The 19,034-nt window shown below is 66.3% G+C and carries 20 protein-coding genes and 1 pseudogene; 11 read left to right on the top strand and 10 right to left on the bottom strand.

The features are described from left to right. Positions 1–792, bottom strand: a 792-nt coding sequence (locus AC2VOU_RS17335; protein WP_486958481.1) for an FAD-dependent oxidoreductase, incomplete at its 3' end; no start/stop codon positions are given. After that, complete coding sequence (gene merC, locus AC2VOU_RS17330) at positions 789–1,205, bottom strand: organomercurial transporter MerC (protein WP_486958480.1); 417 nt, start codon at positions 1,203–1,205, stop codon at positions 789–791. The genes AC2VOU_RS17335 and merC, both read right to left, overlap by 4 nt. A 128-nt stretch (positions 1,206–1,333) precedes the next feature. Here merC and AC2VOU_RS17325 point away from each other — a divergent pair, with 128 nt between their 5' ends. From AC2VOU_RS17325 to AC2VOU_RS17315, 3 genes are all read left to right on the top strand, one after another. Then, positions 1,334–1,723, top strand: coding sequence for a heavy metal-responsive transcriptional regulator (locus tag AC2VOU_RS17325; protein WP_486958479.1), 390 nt, complete (start codon positions 1,334–1,336; stop codon positions 1,721–1,723). A gap of 630 nt (positions 1,724–2,353) precedes the next feature. Continuing rightward, positions 2,354–3,526, top strand: coding sequence for a cysteine desulfurase family protein (locus AC2VOU_RS17320; protein ID WP_486958478.1), 1,173 nt, complete (start codon positions 2,354–2,356; stop codon positions 3,524–3,526). A gap of 30 nt (positions 3,527–3,556) precedes the next feature. Beyond that, positions 3,557–3,739 (top strand): hypothetical protein, encoded by a 183-nt coding sequence (locus AC2VOU_RS17315; RefSeq protein ID WP_486958477.1) that lies wholly within the window; start codon positions 3,557–3,559, stop codon positions 3,737–3,739. A gap of 148 nt (positions 3,740–3,887) precedes the next feature. Here the strand turns inward: AC2VOU_RS17315 and AC2VOU_RS17310 are convergent, their stop codons facing one another. Continuing rightward, entirely contained in the window at positions 3,888–4,472 is a 585-nt protein-coding gene (locus AC2VOU_RS17310; protein WP_486958476.1) for an SRPBCC family protein, read from the bottom strand. 129 nt (positions 4,473–4,601) lie between these two features. Continuing rightward, positions 4,602–5,117 (bottom strand): OsmC family protein, encoded by a 516-nt coding sequence (locus tag AC2VOU_RS17305; RefSeq protein ID WP_486958475.1) that lies wholly within the window; start codon positions 5,115–5,117, stop codon positions 4,602–4,604. A 215-nt stretch (positions 5,118–5,332) separates the two neighbouring features. Between AC2VOU_RS17305 and AC2VOU_RS17300 the strand changes: the two genes are divergently transcribed. Next, positions 5,333–6,517: a trans-sulfuration enzyme family protein gene (locus AC2VOU_RS17300; protein ID WP_486958474.1), complete on the top strand. Its 1,185-nt coding sequence runs from the start codon at positions 5,333–5,335 to the stop codon at positions 6,515–6,517. Positions 6,518–6,544: 27 nt separating this feature from the next. On the opposite strand, the gene AC2VOU_RS17295 is transcribed toward AC2VOU_RS17300, so the two are convergent. Further along, entirely contained in the window at positions 6,545–7,891 is a 1,347-nt protein-coding gene (locus tag AC2VOU_RS17295) for an MFS transporter (RefSeq protein WP_486958473.1), read from the bottom strand. Beyond that, positions 7,888–8,565 carry an ArsR/SmtB family transcription factor gene (locus AC2VOU_RS17290; protein WP_486958472.1) on the bottom strand — a complete coding sequence of 226 codons (678 nt, stop codon included), beginning with the start codon at positions 8,563–8,565 and terminating at the stop codon, positions 7,888–7,890. The genes AC2VOU_RS17295 and AC2VOU_RS17290 overlap by 4 nt, the downstream gene beginning before the upstream one ends. Positions 8,566–8,626: 61 nt before the next feature. On the opposite strand from AC2VOU_RS17290, the gene AC2VOU_RS17285 reads away from it, so the two are divergent. The 6 genes from AC2VOU_RS17285 (at position 8,627) to AC2VOU_RS17260 (ending at position 12,897) form a co-directional block, all read left to right on the top strand. Continuing rightward, positions 8,627–9,040, top strand: a complete 414-nt coding sequence (locus AC2VOU_RS17285) for a DsrE/DsrF/TusD sulfur relay family protein (protein ID WP_486958471.1) — start codon at positions 8,627–8,629, stop codon at positions 9,038–9,040. A gap of 15 nt (positions 9,041–9,055) precedes the next feature. Beyond that, complete coding sequence (locus AC2VOU_RS17280; protein WP_486958470.1) at positions 9,056–10,270, top strand: NAD(P)/FAD-dependent oxidoreductase; 1,215 nt, start codon at positions 9,056–9,058, stop codon at positions 10,268–10,270. A gap of 398 nt (positions 10,271–10,668) precedes the next feature. Further along, the gene (locus AC2VOU_RS17275; protein ID WP_486958469.1) at positions 10,669–11,097 is read left to right on the top strand and encodes an SHOCT domain-containing protein; all 429 of its coding nucleotides are present in this window, start codon (positions 10,669–10,671) and stop codon (positions 11,095–11,097) included. A 526-nt stretch (positions 11,098–11,623) separates the two neighbouring features. Next, positions 11,624–12,049: a PadR family transcriptional regulator gene (locus AC2VOU_RS17270; protein ID WP_486958468.1), complete on the top strand. Its 426-nt coding sequence runs from the start codon at positions 11,624–11,626 to the stop codon at positions 12,047–12,049. Beyond that, a complete protein-coding gene (locus tag AC2VOU_RS17265; RefSeq protein WP_486958467.1) occupies positions 12,046–12,291 on the top strand; it encodes a DUF5320 domain-containing protein in 246 nt (81 codons plus the stop codon). Before AC2VOU_RS17270 ends, AC2VOU_RS17265 begins: the two co-directional genes overlap by 4 nt. A 21-nt stretch (positions 12,292–12,312) precedes the next feature. Beyond that, positions 12,313–12,897, top strand: coding sequence for a hypothetical protein (locus AC2VOU_RS17260; RefSeq protein ID WP_486958466.1), 585 nt, complete (start codon positions 12,313–12,315; stop codon positions 12,895–12,897). A 560-nt stretch (positions 12,898–13,457) separates the two neighbouring features. On the opposite strand, the gene AC2VOU_RS17255 is transcribed toward AC2VOU_RS17260, so the two are convergent. Next, positions 13,458–14,081, bottom strand: a complete 624-nt coding sequence (locus tag AC2VOU_RS17255) for a hypothetical protein (protein WP_486958465.1) — start codon at positions 14,079–14,081, stop codon at positions 13,458–13,460. A gap of 117 nt (positions 14,082–14,198) precedes the next feature. Here AC2VOU_RS17255 and AC2VOU_RS17250 point away from each other — a divergent pair, with 117 nt between their 5' ends. Continuing rightward, the gene (locus AC2VOU_RS17250) at positions 14,199–14,816 is read left to right on the top strand and encodes a hypothetical protein (RefSeq protein ID WP_486958464.1); all 618 of its coding nucleotides are present in this window, start codon (positions 14,199–14,201) and stop codon (positions 14,814–14,816) included. Between the two features lie 21 nt (positions 14,817–14,837). On the opposite strand, the gene AC2VOU_RS17245 is transcribed toward AC2VOU_RS17250, so the two are convergent. The 3 genes and pseudogenes from AC2VOU_RS17245 to AC2VOU_RS17235 form a co-directional block, all read right to left on the bottom strand. Next, complete coding sequence (locus AC2VOU_RS17245) at positions 14,838–17,453, bottom strand: TniQ family protein (RefSeq protein ID WP_486958463.1); 2,616 nt, start codon at positions 17,451–17,453, stop codon at positions 14,838–14,840. A 5-nt stretch (positions 17,454–17,458) separates the two neighbouring features. Next, positions 17,459–18,583 carry an ATP-binding protein gene (locus AC2VOU_RS17240; RefSeq protein WP_486958462.1) on the bottom strand — a complete coding sequence of 375 codons (1,125 nt, stop codon included), beginning with the start codon at positions 18,581–18,583 and terminating at the stop codon, positions 17,459–17,461. Beyond that, positions 18,580–19,034: pseudogene (locus AC2VOU_RS17235) on the bottom strand (transposase); the annotation flags it as partial. The gene AC2VOU_RS17240 and the pseudogene AC2VOU_RS17235, both read right to left, overlap by 4 nt.

The following is a 19,034-nucleotide window of genomic DNA, read 5'->3' as shown; positions in this document are numbered from 1 at the left end:
GGCGACCGCGACCACCCGCCCGGTGGCCGGATCGGTCCGCACCGAGTCAACGACCACCTGATCGACGACCCGGATGCCCTCGTCGGCGAACACCTCGAGCAGAGACTGGGCGGCTTCTGGCTCTTCGCGGGAGGCCAGCCGGGAGCGGACCAACATGGTGACGGTGACGCCCAGCCGGGCAAACAGCTGGGCTTGCTCCAAGGCGACATAGCCGCCGCCGAGCACCAGCAGTGTCTCGGGGATCTCCTTGAGTTCCATCGCCGTGGTCGAGGTCAGGTAGTCGACCTGGTGGAGTCCATCAATCGCGGGGATGGTGGGGCGGGAGCCGGTCGCGACCAAGTAGTGCGCGGCCACCACCAGCCTGCTGTTGTCGTCTTGGGCTGTCACCCGCAGGACCGGCGCGTCCGGGGTGCCGTCGAACGCGGCATCCCCGCGCAGCAGCGCCCAGCCGTAGTCGGCGGCGATGTCGAGGTATTTCTCCGCGCGCAACACCTCGACCAGCGACCGCTTTCCCGCGATGAGTCCAGGCATGTCGACAGGGTCGGCACCGGTGCTGATCCCGGGGAATCGGCCGGAGTCCAGCGCCACGTGGCGGGCCTCGGCTGCGGCGAGCAGCGCCTTGGACGGCACACAGCCGGTGTTCACGCACGTCCCACCTACCGTGGCGCGCTCGATCATCGCCACCGACTTGCCCAGCGTCGAGGCGCGGATCGCGGCAGCGAACGCCGCCCCGCCCGACCCGACCACGGCAAGATCGACCCTCGCCTTTTCCACTTGGCCCAGGGGTTTCATCGGTGTTCCGCGGGCAGTTCACAGCCCTCGGGCCCGCAACGGCGGCTACTGGGAAAGACCAGGTCCCACACCGCGATGACGACCATGACCGCCAGTCCCGCGTACAGCACAACCCTGGCCGGCCCTTGAGCTAGGACACCGCTCATGAAAGAAACCCACCCGATCAGAACCAGGATGGGACCGATCATCCCCAGGGCGCTGCGATGCCACTGCCGATGAGCCAACCACCCCAGTCCGTTGGCGATCAGGACGAGCACCGCAAACAGCGGCAAAACGTTGATGAAGACGTCTTCCCAACGGGACAGAAATCCCAGTCCGAGGGCGGCTGCGATAGCGCCCACCGCCGGGAAACACATGGCGCACGCCATGGCGGACACGACGGCGCCCACGACGCCCACTTTGTCGGTCATCATGCGCACAATCTGTTGCACCTAGCTCTTCTCCTCTTGAATCGCTTGAGTAACCCGTTTCATGGCGCCAGAATGGACCTTCCAGTACAGGTGAAGGTCAAGTCCTCAACATCACGCGGGAGGTACGGGCAGTGCGGATCGGGGAGCTGGCCGACGCGGTCGGCACCAGCACCAAGACCCTGCGGTTCTACGAGGAGCAAGGCCTGCTCCCCGAAACCCAACGCACACCCACCGGTTACCGCGACTACCCACCCGACACCGTCACCAGGATCGACTTCATCCACCGAGGCAAGGCCGCCGGGCTCACGCTCGCCCAGATCCGCCAAATCCTCCAAATCCGCGACCGCGGTCAAGCCCCCTGCGAGCACGTCCGCGATCTTCTCGACACCCGACTCGCCGACCTCGACGAGCAGATCGGCAAACTCATTGCCCTCCGCGACACGATTGCCCAATTACGCAGTCAGGCAGCCACACCCGAACCCGCCACCTGCACCGCCGAACAGGTCTGCCGATACCTCTAAGCCCCTCTAAGCCCGTCACGTGCGTCCGAGTACCGAACCCCAACCCGACACACCCCCCTCTACCGCACCGGTGGTAGCTCCGTAACCAGGAACGTCTCTGACCAGGGGATTTTCACACACCTGATCCGAATTGATTCTCAATGAGCCCTCCCTATCCGTGACACCGCCGTACGCAGCGGCGTGGGTGGGGTGTTGGGTCCGACTTTCGCCGCCCGTGCACTAACGGCGAAGCGACGAACCGGGCCGTGCTTTTACACCGACATTCGGACGCGTGGTCAGTCCCCGGCGGCGTGCGAACCACCACCACCTAATCCGCCTCCCCTGCTTGTGCTGCGCAACTGCAACGTGCACGTGTCGGGCAAGTATTCGCCCGTGGTTTAGGGCGGTGAGGTGTATGGGCCAGAGCCTGCCGGGGTTGTTCGGTAGCGCCCCCGGCTAGCGCCGCCAGTTGATTCTCACGTCCTCGGGCGTCATCGCCGAAGAAACCTCCCGATGATCCCGCCAATACCGAAGCCATCCGCGCCCACGCCGGCGAGGTGACCGGATTTGTCCGGACGGAATGCCCGCGATGAGGTGAGGCGTGCCGGGGCTCAGCGACGTGATGGAACCCGGCGGCAAGATGGAACGGTGATGACCGACCGCCCAATTTACCTGGACTATCAGGCGACCACCCCGATTGATACCCGGGTGCTGGAAGCGATGCTGCCGTATCTGAGCAGCGAGTTCGGCAACCCCTCGAGCTCACACGCCTACGGACGCGTCGCCCGCGCCGCCGTTGAGCACGCCCATGACCAGGTTGCGGCGCTGATCGGCGCGAAGCCGACCGAGATCGTATTCACTTCTTGTGGCACCGAAGCCAACCACCTTGCCCTTACCGGCGCCGCCCATGCTCAGCGTGCCGCCGGGCGAGGTGACCACATCATCGTCACCGTCATCGAGCACCCTTCTATTCATTCGACTTGCGACAGCTTGGCTGACAACGGTTTTCGGATCACCCGAGTCCCTGTTGGTCCCGACGGCCGGGTCGACCCTGCCGTGATCGCCGCGAGCGTGGAATCCGGGACGATTCTGGTCTCGGTGATGCTGGCCAACAACGAAATCGGCACCGTGCAACCCCTGCCGCAGATCGCCGCCATCACCGCCGAACACCGGATCCTGCTGCACACCGACGCTGCTCAAGCCGCCGCCACCCTCGGTATCGACGTCGACGGCCTGGGGGTGGATCTGCTGACGCTGGTCGGCCACAAGATGTACGCGCCAAAGGGCGTGGCCGCCCTATACATCCGCCGCGGCACACCGATCCGGCCGCAGCTCGTCGGCGGCGGCCAGGAACACGCGCTGCGGGCAGGCACCGAAAACGTCGCAGGCGCCGTCGCCCTCGGTGCCGCCGCCGAGATCGCCCGCACCGAACACGACGCCGATGCCGCCCGCATCCGCGGCCTGCGCGACCAACTGCTCGACAGGCTGTTAGCGGGCATTCCGGGCGTGACGGTCAACGGGTCGCTCGTGCACCGGCTGCCCGGCAACCTCAGCCTCATCATTCCCGCCATCACGGCAACCCAACTCATGGCCGCAACTACAGCACTGGCCTTCTCCGCCGCAAGCGCCTGCCATGCCAGCAATCCCACACCATCGCCGGTATTAACTGCGCTCGGCCTGACTCCAGAACAAGCCGCACGGACTATCAGGATCGGTATCGGCCGCTACACCAGCACCGCCGACATCGTCACCGCCGCAGGCCAACTGATCAGCGCCTGGTCCGGGCATACCGCGCCGAAAACCGGCTCGGGGCCGCGGTGCTGACGTGATAAAACGACTGCCAAATTCGCCGACATGGCCGTCTTCGGGCCGAATTCCTTCTCGGCTGATGACTGGTTTGAGGTGGCGGTGGTAGCGGATAGTGTTCCCGCCATGACGGTCCAGATGCACGTGCCGCAACCCGAACAGGTCGAAATGGTTGATCATGAACGTGCCTGCCGGCCGCATTGCCCAGCCTGGCCAAAACAGTGCCTGTGATCCGGCCCGGGGCGCCGGTGGTGTCAGGTTCCACAAAACGATGGCATTGTTTCGCCGTTGCCGATACCGCAGAGACAGCACCGGGCTGGTGAGCAAGGCGTAGGCGTTGCGTTCGACGCTGTGGGGCCACCGACCGCATCACCGCGCATCAACGAGATTCGCGGGGTCGCTCCGGTTGCCGGTTGTGTCGTTCGGGCCGTTGCGTGTAGTGGCCCGTCTCGGCTGCGCGTTTGACGCGCGTGAGTGTTTCTTGGATACCTTGGCGCATTTGACGTCCACGGGGCAGCAGCATTTCGGCGGCTCTGTTTGCCAGGGAGCACCACAAAAACTCGAAATCCTCAATCAGGACGGTGCCCGTGGCTGAGGGTTTCATCGTGTAGCGCCAGCGGGTTTCGGGACGGCCGTTTCCGTCGTTGATGGTGGTAAAGGCAAACTCGCGGCCGCGATCAGCCGCGTCTACCAGGGCTGTGCGTTCCCAGCGATAGCCACTGCGACGGTTGTAGCCGCGAAACCTTGTTCCCGGTGCCGCAGCGGTGGCGCCGTCCAACCATTCACACCGGTAGCACTCCGGACTCCACTCGCCCATACGGGTGATGTCGGCGACGAGGTCGTACACCATCTCCGGTGGCGCCGCAATATCGATACTCGCGTGACCGCTTCGAGGTGTCGGCATGAGGTGTCCCTTCAGATCAGTCAAATGAATGCGGGCAGTCTCAACGATGCTTTGGCCCAATCACGCAGCCGAGCACGTGGCGGAGGTGCAATCGAAGGTACTCATCGAAGCTAGCTCGGCCCGATGCGCCACTGTTGAATACCCAACTGCAGTGCGTATGGCATGCATCGGGAATCGTTGTGCGCCGGTTCATGTTTCCAGCAGTAACGACACCTCGACCGGGTTGCGGATGATATCCAGCACCGGCGATGTCTTTTGAACGTATTCAAACAAATCTGTGAGCTGCCCGGCTGAGGCGTCGCTTTTCACGCGGCATGTGACGTGGATGTCGCGATAGCCCGGTCGAACCTGCTCCGACAGGCCGAGGAAACCGCGCAGGTCGAGGTTGCCGGCGAGGGTGAGGACCAACTCGTCGATGCGGATATTGCTTGCCGCAGCGTTGTAGGCAAGTCCTACCGCAAGACACGACGTCAGCCCGGCCAGCACGATTTCGACTGCGTTCGGTCCGGCATTGCCGCCCAGCAGCACGGGCGGCTCATCGGACTCCACAGTGAACGGTTCGCTGCGGCTGGTGTCTTCGCAACCCGCTCCATAAAAACCCTGAATCGACGTTCGACTATGGGCGCCGCCATCCCATGTGGTCTCGGCGCGGAACTGGAAATTCGCCAGCTCCGGGTCAGCGTCGATGGTCTTGATCGTCTCCACGAGCTTAGTGACGTCGACGCCGTTGGTCGGGCTGGTGTGGAGTTCTGCCACGGTTTCACCTCTTTGTTTACAACGAGATTTGGACACGGCAGCGTGTGTAAACCGCCAGAGCCTCCCACCTGTAGTGTGGCCGGAGGTGTTTCCTCGGTCAAGGACATAACCACACAGCGGGCCACCGGGGCGACGACATCGAGCACCCGGTAAGGAAGGTAGCCATGGCGGATGCCAGTGGCCGTGGATTGTCCACGCGTAGCGTGCATGCCGGTGAGGTGCGTGATCCCCAGGGCGCGATCCACCCGCCGTTGTATACGCATTCGACGTTCGCGTTCGAGTCCACCGCGGATCTGCTCGACGTTGTTGAGGGACGCAAGGCCGGAAACCTCTACACCCGCTACGGACTCAACCCCACCATCCGTTCGCTGGAGGCCAAGCTCGCCGACCTGGAGCATGGTGAGCAGGCGTTGGCGTTTTCTTCGGGCATGGCCGCCGAGTCGGCGACGTTTCTGGCGCACACGCGCACCGGTGAGCGTATTGTCTGCGTCGGCGACGTCTACGGTGGCACATTCGAATTGCTGCGCGACAACCTGCCCCAGGTCGGTATCACCACCACGTTTCTGCGCGGCGACGAGCTCAATCAGCTGCCCCAGGTGATCGACGAGCGCACCCGAATCGTGTTCTTTGAGACTCCCACCAATCCCAGCCTGCAGGTGTTCGACATCGCCGCGATCGCCGCGATCGCTCACGCGGGCGGCGCTTTGGCCGTCGTCGATAACACCTTCGCCACCCCGGTCAACCAGAACCCGCTGTGTCACGGCGCGGATCTGGTCATCCACTCGGCGACCAAATATCTGGGCGGGCATTCCGACCTGACGGCCGGCGCGCTGATCGGGCCGCCCGACCTGGTGACCCCGGTCGGTGTGTGGCGCAAAAACCTTGGCCAGATGATCGCCCCGGAGACCGCGTCGCTGCTGGCGCGCTCGCTGCGTTCGCTGCCTGTGCGGGTGCGCGCGCAAAACGCCAACGCCGCCGCCTTGGCGGCGTTTTTAGCGACTCACCCCAGGGTGGCCTACGTCAACTACCCGGGTTTGGCGACCGGTACAGCCAAAAAGGTCGTCGACGCGCAGATGCGCGGGTGCGGCGGCATGCTCAGTGTCGTCCTGGACGCCACCGGTGAACAGACCGCTGCGGTGGTCGACCGGCTGCGCCTGTTTTCTATTGCGCCCAGCCTTGGCGGAGTGGAAAGCCTTGTCACCCAGCCCATCACCACCACCCACCACGGGTTGTCGGCGGCCGAACGCGCCGCGCGCAACATCCCCGACAGCATGATCCGGTTGTCCGTCGGGCTCGAAGACGCCGACGACCTCGTCAACGACCTCGCCCACGCCCTCGACGCCATCTAAGGTGCGGGCGCGCTCAGCGGGGCTGGGTCAGGCGGTGGGTTCGGCGTCTACCTGTGTCGGCCTGCGGCAGGCTCCGCCGTGCAAGCCTGGTTTCCCCAGGGCGAGCGCGCCGAGGCCGGTGGCGGCCAGGGCGGCGGCGATGAGCAGCAGGGCGGTGTCGTAGCCGCCGGTGGCGTCGGTGACGAAGCCGGTCACGTACGGGCCCAGGCCGCTGGCGATGCTGGCGATGCTGTTGACCGCGGCGATGCCGCCGGCGGCGGCGGCACCACTCCAGCAGGCGGTGGTGATGCTGCACAGGATCGGGATCGCCGCCAGCACGCACACGGTGGTGCCCGCGACGCCGACCGCCAGCAGCACCCGCGACCCGGACGCTACCGCGCCGGCCATCACGGCGGCGCCGGCCAGGGCCGGGGCGACCAGATGCATGGTGCGGTCGCCACGCCGATCCGAGCGGCGGCTCCAGCCCAGCATCGCCAGCCCGGCCGCGGTGAAGCAGGCCGCCCCCACCGCACCGATCATGGTGATGGAGGCGTGTGGGTAGAGCGTTTTGAGGATCAGCGGCAAAAAGAACTGCACCCCGAACTGGGCGAAGTACAGGCCGGCGTTGATCGCGGCCAGCGCGTACATCCGCCGGTCGGTGAACGCGGCGGCGAACGACGCGCCGCGGCCTGGGGTTGGCGACACCAGCTGGTGCGCCAGCGCGGTCTTCTCGGCGGCGCTGAGCCAGCCGGCGTGCTCGGGGCTATCGGTCAGGCCGCGCAACGCCACCAGCGCCAGCACCGCGGCGGGCAGGCCTTCGGCGAGGAACATCACCCGCCAGCCGGCCAGGCCGCCCACCGCGCCGTGGGCAACCAGCAGGCTCGACACCGGCATCCCGACGATGTTGGCGATCGGGATCGCCAACAAGAACACCGCCAGCGCGCGGGCGCGGGCCGCCGGCGGAAACCAGCGGCCCAGATAACAGATCACCGCCGGATAAAAACCGGCCTCTGCGATTCCCAACGCGATACGGGTGACGATCAGCCCACCGGCGTCATCGACGAACGCCGGGGCCGCGGCGAACAGCCCCCACCCGGTCAACAGCACCGCCAGCCAACGCCGAATCCCTATTCGGTGAAACACCCAATTGGCGGGCACCTGAAACGCGACGTAACCCAGAAAGAAGCTGCCCGAGACCAACCCGTAGACGCTTGCCGACAGCTTCAGGTCGGCGTTCATCCTCAGTGCGGCGGTGGCGATGTTGACCCGGTCCAAAAACGCCACCACGTAGAGCACCAGCAGCAGCGGAAGCAGGCGGCGCCCGACCCGGCGCAGCAGCACCTGATCGTCGACCGGGTGGGCAGTGTCATGCCGTGGGCGGCCGGTGGCAGTCATCGGGCGCCGGCCGCGGCACCCTCAGTGACCGGTAGGCCGGCCAGCCGCCATTCGAGCATGCCCTCGTCGAGGCGTTTGACCGTGCGCCCGGCGGCCCGGGCGATGCGCACCGCATCGGGGGCCATCACGCAGTAGGCGCCGCGGCAGTAGGCGACGATCTCAGCATCAGCGGGCAGCGCGGCGAGCCGATCGGCCAGTTCGGCGACCGGAATGTTGATCGCACCCGGGATATGACCCGCAACATATTCCTGATGCGGGCGCACATCGACGAGCACGACCTCCCCGGCCTCGGTGCGGCGCGCCAGTTCGTCGTGAGTGATCGCATCCGCCGGTGAACCCAGCACCGCGGCGGCCGCGGCCGCCGCGTCGGCCAGATGCGCCTCGGCGACGTTCTGCACCAGCGCGAACAGCCGGGCCACATCAGGTCCGGTGAGCCGGTAGTACTGCCGGGTCCCGTCGCGGCGTGCCGCGACTAGCCCGCCGGCTTTCAGCGACTGCAGATTCGCCGAGGCGGTGGTCAGGTTCATCGCGGTGGCTGCCGCGATCGCCTCGACGGTGCACTCCCCTTGGGCGAGCAGGTCCAGGATCTGCAATCGCCGCCCGTGGCCCAGCGCCTTGCCGACCCGGGCGATCTGCTCGAACAGAGCCGCTTTGCGATCGGTGTGTCCATCCACTTGCATCTCCAACGTTCTTTGGATTACGGTATCCAATGTTCTTTGGAGGACTATAGAACACATGATGTCGCACTCGTCGGCGACACGCCGGACCACCGGCCCGTCTTATCTGGGAGAAACCGTGAAATATCTGTTCGTCCTGCACGATCCGGCGTACGGCACCGAACGCACCTACAACGGCATCCGCTGGGCGCGCCAGCTGCTCGACGCCGATCCGGCCAACCAGGTACGGGTGTTCAACTTCGGTGACGCCGTCATCTCGGTGACCGCCGGGCAGAAAGTCCCCAACGGCTACTACAACCTGGCCACCATGACCGCCGCGCTGGTCGCCAAGGGCGGGGTGATCGGCAACTGCGGGGCGTGCATGGACGCCCGCGGCCTACCCGCCGACCGGCTCATCGAGGGCGCCCACCGCTCCTCGATGAGCGAACTGGCCGAGTGGAGCGCCTGGGCCGACCACATCATCAACGTCTAACGCGCCGCTGAAGCCATGACCACCAACATCGTGATCATCGGGGGCTCGTTCGGCGGATTGACCGCCGCCTACCACCTGCGTCGCCACCTGAAACCCGATCAAGCGCGGATCACCCTGATCGCCAAGGATCCCCGATTCGTGTTCATCCCCTCGCTGACCTGGGTGGCGATGGGACAGCGCAGCATCGACGACATCTCGTTTGCCCTGGCGCCGGCACTGGCACGTAAACGCATCGATTTCGTCTGCCAACCCGTGCAGCGCATCGACGCGGGCACAAAAACGGTCAGCACCGATCAGGGCGAATATCGCTACGACTTTTTGATCGTGGCCACCGGGCACCGCAGCGCCAACGAGGCGGTGCCCGGTTTGGGTCCGTTCGACGGCCCCGGGCATTCGCTGATGTCGGCGCCGGAGGCCCACGAACTCAGCCGCGCGATCAACAGGCTGCTGCAGCAACCCGGCCCCGTCGTGGTCGGCGCCGCCCCCGGGGCCAGCTGTATCGGCCCGGCCTACGAATTCGTCTTCGAGCTGGACCATCTGCTGCGGCGACGCCGGTTACGGCACGCGGTGCCGATCAGCTTTATCACCCCCGAACCCTATCTGGGGCACATGGGCATGGGCGGGGCCGGCACACTGCGCCAATTCCTCGAAGGCGCCCTCGAAGAACGCGACATTATCTACCGCACCTCGACCGCGATACGCGGGATCGGCGCCGCCGGGATCGAGGTGGACGGTGCGACGTCGATCCCGTCGACGCTGTCGATGGTGATCCCCGCACTGGCGGGAGTCGCGGCGGTCGCATCGAGCCCGGGTTTAGCCAACCCCAAGGGTTTCATCAGCGTCGACGAGCGCTACCGGCATCCCGACGCCGACGGTGTCTACGCGGTCGGTGTCGCAGCCGCCGTGGCGCCGGTCGCAGAGACACCGGTGCCGGTCAACTTCCCTAAAACCGGGCATATGACCGAGCAGATGGCCACCATCGCCGCCACCGACATCGTCGCCCGGATCGCTGGCGGTCAAGCGGCCCGCACCGACCTCGTTGCCCGCTGCGTGTTGGACATGGGCGATCAGGGCATCTACATGTCTGTCAGCCCGGTGCGGCCACCGCGGGAGAAGATTCCCGCCATCTCACAGGGCCGACGCTGGTTGTGGGCCAAGCGCGCCTTCGAACGCACCTACCTGTTCAGCGCCCGACACGGTTGGCCGGTGCCGACCACGCTGGGCTGGTAAACCGTTGAGCAGCCCGACCCCTCCCGCACTGCATCCCGGCCGCCTGGCATCGGACCCGCCGGCGACCCCTTTAGCTGGCATGCCCGCGGGATGTGCGGTTGCGGGCCCTGTCGGGCGAGGTGCTGGCTATGTGCGCCCACAGGGGCTGGATTTACGGTGAACCGGCAACCCCCGGATTGCCTGTCCCGACCGGTAAAGCCGCACGATGCGGACGGTCCGGTGAAACGCCCGCTTACGCCTATCGGCTTGGATGCGCCCGCACGTTTGCGGCTCCCCGCCTTTCCAGATACCTCCAAACCAGGTTTGCTGGCCACGATCATCCAGCCGACGTCACGTCAAGGCGCGATTTCATCGAGGGGCGATGCGTGTAACCTCGGTTTGATACCGGAGGGGCGTTCATGATGATGCATTGGAACCCCGGTTGGCCACCGATGTTTTTCTTCCCCGTGGTGATGCTGCTGGTGTTCGCGGTGGTGGTGAGCCTGGCGGTGGTGGCCGTGCGTCGCGGCGGTGGTCGCTGGCCGCCGATGTGCGGCACCGGCCGCGCTATCGGCCAGGATCAATCCGGCTCGACCGCTGTGTCGATAAGTGAGGACCCGCAGGTGGTGCTGCGGCGGCGCTACGCGCGTGGCGAGATCACTCGCACCCAATTCGAAGAGCTGCACAGCGAATCGCTGATTGATCTGCTGAAGGAACGTGTGGCGCGTGGTGAGTTGACCCTTCAGCAATTCGAGGCAGAAGTTGATGGGATCTTGGCTGACCCGCTACGCCGACGCAGCGGGTCGGATTCCACCGCGACGCAGGCTTTCGGCGATGACCGCGCCTGATATGCGTGACGCGCAGCGCGCCCACTGGCAGTCGACGTTTCAGGTACACCCGCAGATGTATGGCACCCAACCGAGCCAGCCGGGAAGCTACGCTGTCGGCCTGTTCGACATCTCCCCTCCAGATCTATTGTGTTCCAATGTGTTCGGTCGCATGTACCCGGCAAATCGTGCTGCCGTATTCGTGTTGGGGACTGCCAGGCTGCTCGGGTCCTGCGCATAAGAACGCCCGATGCGGCCCGCTGTCGACGGTCACCGGCGCAGCAGCCAGGAAGGCGACGACAGCGCCCAGCGCGGCACCGGTTGCGGTTCCCTTCGAGCCGCGCGGTCGGTTCGCAGCCGTTCGGCGCGCGCACACAGCCAAACCGGCCGCCGCACGGCCTTAGGCTGCGGACGCAGTGCACAACATGATCAGCCCGGACAGCAACGCCCGTCTGCTGTGCCCGCGCAACGTCACATCGTCGACGCGTAGTTCGTCCCCAGGCCGCCATCGTAGACTTACCTGTGTAAGTGACATATACTTCTGGTCATGACGACAGCTCGCCAGCCGCGCTGCCGGTGCCGCGTCGGCCCTGCCGCCTTCGAGGTCCGGGCGAAGGTCGAGCGTTTCGCTGAACCCGCCGTGTTGTTGTTGTTGGCGGAACGACCGAGCCACGGTTACGAGGTAGCCGAATCCCTGGAGGGCCTGCTCGACGAAGGCAGGGTCGACTTCGGCAACCTGTATCGGCTGTTGCGTTCGCTCGAGGTCGAAGGCCTTGTGAGGTCGTCGTGGAACGACGAAGTGCCGGGACCGCTCAAGCGCACATACGAGCTCACCGGGGAGGGTGCCGCCTTGCTTGGCGCTTGGGCGACGTCGCTAAGGGCTGGAGTGCAGCGCATCGAGACATTGCTGCAGCGTTATGACGCTGTCGCCAAGCGGATTGAGGAGATCCAGAAAGGAGAGCAACAACCATGAAAACAACGCAGCGAGACGAGGTCGAGGATTCGCAGATTGATCGCGGGGCCGGCTGCTGCAGCAGAGGACCGGCCCGCGGGCGCGGCTGTGGTTGTTGCGGGCCACGCTGGTCTGCCGAGGTCACGGCGGCGACGCGGCGGCGCGCACTCGAAGAGCACCAGCGCGACCTCGAGCAGAAGTTGGCCGATGTCGCCGAGCAGCTTCGTGGTCTGTCCGTCGACCAGCCCAGCACAAGCGAGTGACGCCCAACCGACACAACCGGGATGCCAGCAGGTCAACGTATGGCTAATAACTTCACGCGGCGGACGGCGCTCGCCGCGCTCGGTGCGAGTGCAACCGTAGGCATCGGATACGCGCTTCGCGTCGTCAAAGTACCCCCCGTGTGGCGAATCCGCCTCACCGATGGCGGCGGTATGATGGGTACCAGTCCGGCCGACATGAGCGCATACATGGAAATGTTCAGTCGGCACACCGAAATCACCCGCACGGTTGAGGAAATCCCCGGCGGCGCGCGCACCACCACCCAATCCGCTTCGCCCGATCTCGCTGCGCAACTGCACGCGCACGTGTCGAGCATGTACTCGCGTCTGGATCAGGGCAGTGAGGTGATGTGCATGAGCCAGAGCTTACCGACGCTTTTCCATAACGCCAGCGATTACCACCGTCAATTGATTCTCACGCCCACAGGTGTCATCGCCGAAGAAGCCTCTAATGATCCCGTCATCACCGAAGCCATCCGCGCCCACGCCCTCGAGGTGACCGGATTTGTCCGAGACGGAATGCCTGCGATGATGCAAGGCATGATGGGACCCGGCCGCATGATGGGACCTCGGCGCGGATGGCCGTAGCCACTTTCGTCGCTATCACATCGAGTGCCTCGATCACCAACGCGGTGTGTACTTTGCTGTGACCTTTCAGTCGTGGGAAGTCGCCACGACCCAGCCAGGCCACCGGCACCTGCTCGATCGGAGTCTCGGATTCCAGTTCAAAGAATGTTTACATATAGCGATCGTGATCGTTCCTAATAAGACACTTCTGAGGGGTTCGCTGACGATCCTTTTCTTGCCTGTACGACCGGCCGGTAAGCAGCAATGCAGGTCGCCGATAGCGACCCTCGACCCGATCAGTTACCGGCAACCAACCGTCCTACTGAGGGTTTGTTGAGGCAGAGCTAGGAGCCAATTCGCGGCGTCTTGAAGGCAGGATTTCACGGATCGTAACAACTGTTAATACCCGCGTCCGCGCGCGAGCGGCACCTTTGCTGGCCGCCACCTGCCCACCGCGGAACGGCGCCGCAAGCGTGCCGGCTGCCTGGTGATCGGCGCTGGCCGGCTTACTCAGAGCTCGAGTCCCTACTCCAGGCCGTGCTCGCGGTCACTGCGGAGGTCGCGGGCGCGTTAGAGGCGCGTTAGAGGTCGTGTTTGGGGTGGTGGTGTCGTGCCCGGTAGGCGGTGCGTCGGGCCTGCACGGCGCGGGCCCGCTGGTCGGCCAGGTATTGCACACGCGAGGGTAGGTAGTCGTGGCCGGTGTCGGCCGAGTGCATGATGGTGTCGCGGGCTTCGATCGCGATGACGCATCCGGTGTCGTCCAGCAGGGTTCCGACGGGGAAGTGCACCTGCAGACACAGCGGGTGGCGGTAGCGCTGGCCGCCGACCTCAGTCTGCGTCCACTTCGGCGGGTAGGTGTACTCGCCCGGGCCGACCTCGCACACGTGGGCGTGCTCGTCGATCCACTCCGCCAGCGCCACGGCGGTGGTCAACCGCGACACCGGGTTGAGTGGGCGTTCCTCGTCGAGCAAGTGCCCGGTGTCCGCAACGCCCAGGCACCGGGCCGTGAACCGCTCAGCGGTCTCGGCACTGTCGCGTTCGGCGACGCCAACCAGCAGCTCGCCCAGCGCGCGCAGTGCCGGACGCACACCGCTTTCCAGATCATCCAGCCAGTCAGCGACATTGGTGATGTGTCGGCGGTGCGCGGCATTGCCGCCGATCAGCTCGACGGTCAGGTCAGTTGCTTCGTCGTCAGTGAGGGTCATCGTTTGGTGGTCGTTCGTGAAATGGGCAGCCGACCAGAGTCTCATCTGACCGGCAGATGGTCAAACTGAATAGCAACTGACCCGATTTGCGCTGAACTGGGAGCAGCGAGCTCACCGATGCCACGCACATCACGGCCCTTGGTCGCCCTTGACATCGACGGGGTGCTCAACCCGCATCCCGTCGAGCATTCCCATCCGGCGTGGACTGCCCGCCTGCCCGGGTACGTCGAGATCGAGATCACTCTGCCCGCCCGTGGGCGGCACTTACCTTTTCTGCGCGGCCACGGCCTCGAAGCCGTCGCGGGCCACGTGTTGGTGAACGACGAACATGCCGAATGGATCCGGTGCCTGCTCGGCCGCGGTGTGGAAGTCGGTTGGGCCACCACCTGGGAGCACTACGCCAACGAGGTGTTCGGCCCGCTGCTGGGCCTTCCGGTGCTGCCGTTGGCGGTCGAATTCCACGCCGATGTGGCGGAGGGCCATCACCGCCCGCGCATGTACGGGTTGGGCGCTATCGAGTGGAAGAGTGACGCGCTTTGGAACCGGTACCGGGGTCGGCCGCTGGTGTGGATCGATGACCACGCGTCAGAACTTGCCCGCGTCGATATGCGCGGCAATCCGGTGGACCGGGGCGCACCAACGTTGTCGATTCGCTGCGACGGCGAGATCGGACTCACACGAGATGAGATGCGGCGCGTCAATGGCTGGCTCGCCGAGCTCGACGCAGATCGCTGAGAACCGCCGCCCCCAGACGCCTTAGCGCTGGCTTTTGCGTTGACATGCCCGAACCGTTGCCACGACTCTCGCGCCGTGGTCGGTGAGTTGCATGGGGCGTCCGCGCTCGGCGCGGATGAAAAGTTTGGTGCCGAGTTCGCGTTCGATGCGGTTGATCTGGTCGACCAGCCCGAATTGATTTAAGCCCAATTCTTGGGCTGCGAGGGTCAGCGTCGGGTATCGCGCCGCGGCGGCGAAGCGCTGCAGCCGCTGCCAGCCGCCGATTCCCGCCAGCGCCGGCCGAATCAATTCGGGTGCCTCAGCGACCGCGCTGCGCGCGGCAAGGCTGGCGCTATGGCTGGGCCCGCCCCGAGCGCGCATCGGGATAGCGTGGGTTGTGGCCCACCGAGCCATGTTGGGGGTGCTCATGCCGACCTCAGCGGCGATGTCGGGCAGGGTGCGACGTTTGGTGACGTATTGGTCATAAAGCCAGTCACGGTCGACGTGATGGCGTGTGTGGCGACCAGATGCGCGCAGCGCGATGCCGTAGTCGCGGGCGAGTTGGGCGATGGCTTTGCGGTCGACACCGATGCTGGCGGCGATCTCGCGAAGCCCCTGCCCCTGTTTCTCGTACAGGTCCCGCAACCGCTGCGGGGACAGCGCGGATTTCGCGGCGCGGTATGCGGCGCCGCGGACCCGGGCGTGATCGGGAGTCGCCGGCTCCGTGGTCGGCGCCGGGTGGGTGGTGAGGAGGTATCGGACGGTGTCCAGGGTGATGCCGAGGTGCGCTGCGGTCGCGCCGAGGGTGTGGTCGGCGACGCGGATCAGCCGATGCAGCTCGCCGATGTCGACCGCGGCCGGGTCTCGGCCGGGCAACTGGAGATCATCGAGCATCGCCATCGGCGGGTGCCAGGTGACGGGTTCGTCGCGGACACCCCGGGCGGAGAGAAACTCGTGGCCATGCTCATCGAGCGCGGCAGCCAGGTCCGGGGTCAGGTGCCGGGGGAAGTCGGCGACCTTGGTCCGGAACTCGCCGGTGTCAATCGCGAACGGCGCATAACCGACGGGTAGCGCGGTGAGTTGCTCAAAGAGATGGCCGCGGGCGATTCTGGCGCGCGCCGATCCCCGTCCCGGCGTGGCGGTGTCGCGGCAGATCCGCGCCCACGCGTCGTCGGGCAGCAGCGTCGCATAGTCCAGCCGGCGGCGGCGGTGATAGTCGATCCCCATGTCGTGATCAGCGCAGTAGCCCGCCACTCGGATGACTGCGGCACGAATGCTGTCCCACTGGTCGTGCTGTTCGAGCAGCTGCAGGACACGGGAGGCGGCGTGTCCGTCGATCGGGCTGTCGATCCGCTCGACGGCCTCATCGAGGGTGAGTCTGCTGTTGACCAGCAGGGCGGCGATCGCCAGCGCTGGGCGTAGCTGGCGCTGATGACAGTTCGGGATCGACAGCCGAAGCGCCCACCCCGGCCACAGCATCGTGGGCAGCCGGCGGGCCAACGCCGCCGAGGCTGCCACGCCGGGTGCGGGATGGGCCGGTCGTGGGGTGCCGATGCGGTAGCGCAGTTGATCGCTGGGATTAAGCAGTGGACCCAGCGCGGCGAGCTGAGCCCCGACGAGCACGGGCGTGGTGTCCTTGCCCCACCCGATGTTGGTGGCGCGCACGGCCAATCCGCGTTCCCGCGAGGAGGTGACCAGCCAGCGCAACGCGTCCCCGGCGGAGCCGATGTCGGGACAGTCCAGTGCCCGCAGCGCGGCCACCACTCCCACGGCAGCGGTCGCCGCTCGCGCCGGCGCCGCCAGGCCGGGTTTCGCGTCGGCGCGGGCCGGCCCAGATCGCCGACCCACGTGGGGGTCGTCTACACGGTGGGCGGCGAGCAGGTCCGCCGGGACGACGGCCTCCAGTTCGCGTGCCGTGCCGTAAGCCAGCGCTCGTCCGGCGACGGCCCGGATGTCGGCCAGCACGTTGACCCGCGACTGCGGCCACGTGTGGTAGACGCCGAATGTGGGGGCCTCGGTGTCGAGGACGGCGTCGATGATCCGCGCAGCATGCATGACCGGATGATTCGTGTCGAACACCGCGACGGGTGCGGCGGTCAGGTCGGCGTGGCATCGGGCCGGGGCGCGGCCGGTGGCCTCGGTTGCGGGATGAGCGCAGCGTCCCGGTGCGGGGATGATGTCGCCGACGTGGATGCGGCGGCGCTGGACGGCGCCACAGGATGGGCACGCGTCGGCGAGCAGGCAATGGTGGGTGGTGCAGGCGAACGCCCAGCCCAGCCGCCAGGCCAGCTGCCAACGCCCGCCGGTCTCCTCCAAACACACCGGACAGAAACGTGATCCGCTCACCCGGCCCCACGGAAACGCGCGGCTGAGCGTCCCGCTGTCGGCGTTGATGCCCAACGCCCGGCCGCCGTAATGAGTCAGCGTCATGGCGTGGATCGTCGCGTCGCTGATCCCGGTCGCCTCGCTGATCGCCGATGCCTGCCCGCGGCCTAGTCGCACCATCCACCCGCCGGTGCCGACCTCGTGGTCTCCGGTGAGCCCGACCGCGGACAGTACGTCGCCGAAGGCGCAGTGGGTGCGGTGCGCGATCGCCTCCAGCCAGGAGTCCAGGGCTTCCCCGTCGGCCGGCGCGACACGGATCGGCAGGGTCCGCATCACGGTCAGCCGGCCTTGCCGACCCGGGTGCTCAGGCGGCCAGCCTGGAACGCGGTCTCCAGCTCCTGGCGGCCCTTTTCGGAGGCCGCGTCGTTTTTGACGCGGTCGAGCAGGTCACGGTCGAGGCGTTCAGCGCCGGTCCGCACCGCGCGTTGGCAGCCCCGGTTGATCAGGGTCATCAAGGAGCCGATGTGCCCGGTACTGCGGGCGAACAGATAGTCCGACAAGTCATCGGCGAGCATGCCGGGACGTTTGTCGGCCAGCACGATCCGCTTCTCGATCGCCAGCAGCATCCGGCGCCAGTCGAGTCGGCCCTCGTCGCTGTCGATGGTGAACGGGCTCAGGTCCAGCCGGGTGGTGCGCCGGCCGGTTTGGGCGATGACCGCGTCCTCATAGGAGGAGCCCTCGGAGAACAGTCCCCGCGCCGCGAGCCCGACCCCGACGAAGATCAGCGTGACGGGGAACTCGTTGGCGATGTACTTGAAGTGGTTGCTGATCTCCACCCCGACGGTGTTGCGCCAGCGCAGGAAATGCAGATCGTCGACGATCAAGACGCGCGTCTCACACGCCAACACGTTGTCCAGGGCGCGGTGCGCGAAATGCGCCGCGTTGCCGCGGGTAACGCCGGGGTGGGCAAAGAACGCCAGCATGGCCCGGTTGAAGTCGACCATTCCGGTATTGCCGGTCAGCCCGACCCGACACACCGGCCAATGCTCGTGCCCGGCGCCGGTCATGACGCCGCGCGCAGCGACTTCGCGACGGTGAAACGCCTTGGCAAACGCCAGCACCGAGGTGGTCTTACCCAAACCGGGGAACGCGTCGATCGCGACCGCGCCCTTGGCCTTGTCGCCGTCCTGAAGATTGCTGTCGATGACGTCCCACAGGTCCTCGTGCAGTTCGGCCATCTGGGTGGTCTCGATCGGGCCGAGGTTGGCGTGCCATTCCCGGCGCTGCCGGTTGTAGTCCTCGTAGGCCTTATCCCCGAGCGCCTCGATGTCGTTGCGGGTCAACGGTTCCGGCGGGATACGGGCCGGGGTGTTGACAAACCGCTGCCAGCCCTCCTTGCGCGCCAAGGTCAGGTTGTCCAACCCAAGCGCACGCGGCTCGTCCACCTCGTCGGGGGTGCTCACGCGTCCTCGAAGGCGTCGGCGTAGAAATCGTCCTCATCGACGGCGTCCAGGTCGTCGTCGGCGTCGTCATCGCCGGCCTCGGGCTCGTCCTGCTCGACGGGCGCGCGGTCGTCAACGGTGGGCGGAGAGGCTTTCGCCAGCACCCTCGCCACCGACGGCAACGTTTGTACAGGGTCGTCGCCTGTGGCGCAGTCCAGCAGGGCGGCCTCCCGCGACAGCCGCAACGCCATCCGGCGCTCAGCCACCGACGATCCCAGCCCCAGATTCCACCGCTCCAACAAATCGGCGACCGCCAGCCGGTCGTCGGGGTAGGTGTACTTCGAGGCGGCGAGTTTGCGGGCGAACTGCAGGGCGTCCTCGCTGAGCGGCATGTCGAGCGACGCGGCGTGCTCCCACATCAGCGTGCTCCACGCTCGCGTCTCGGGATCGCGGAAGTAGACGCGGGTCACAT

This window comes from Mycobacterium sp. TH-M25 (genome assembly GCF_057473665.1).
Note: the sequence above shows the minus strand (reverse complement) of the source record. Positions and strands in the feature narration are given on the sequence as shown.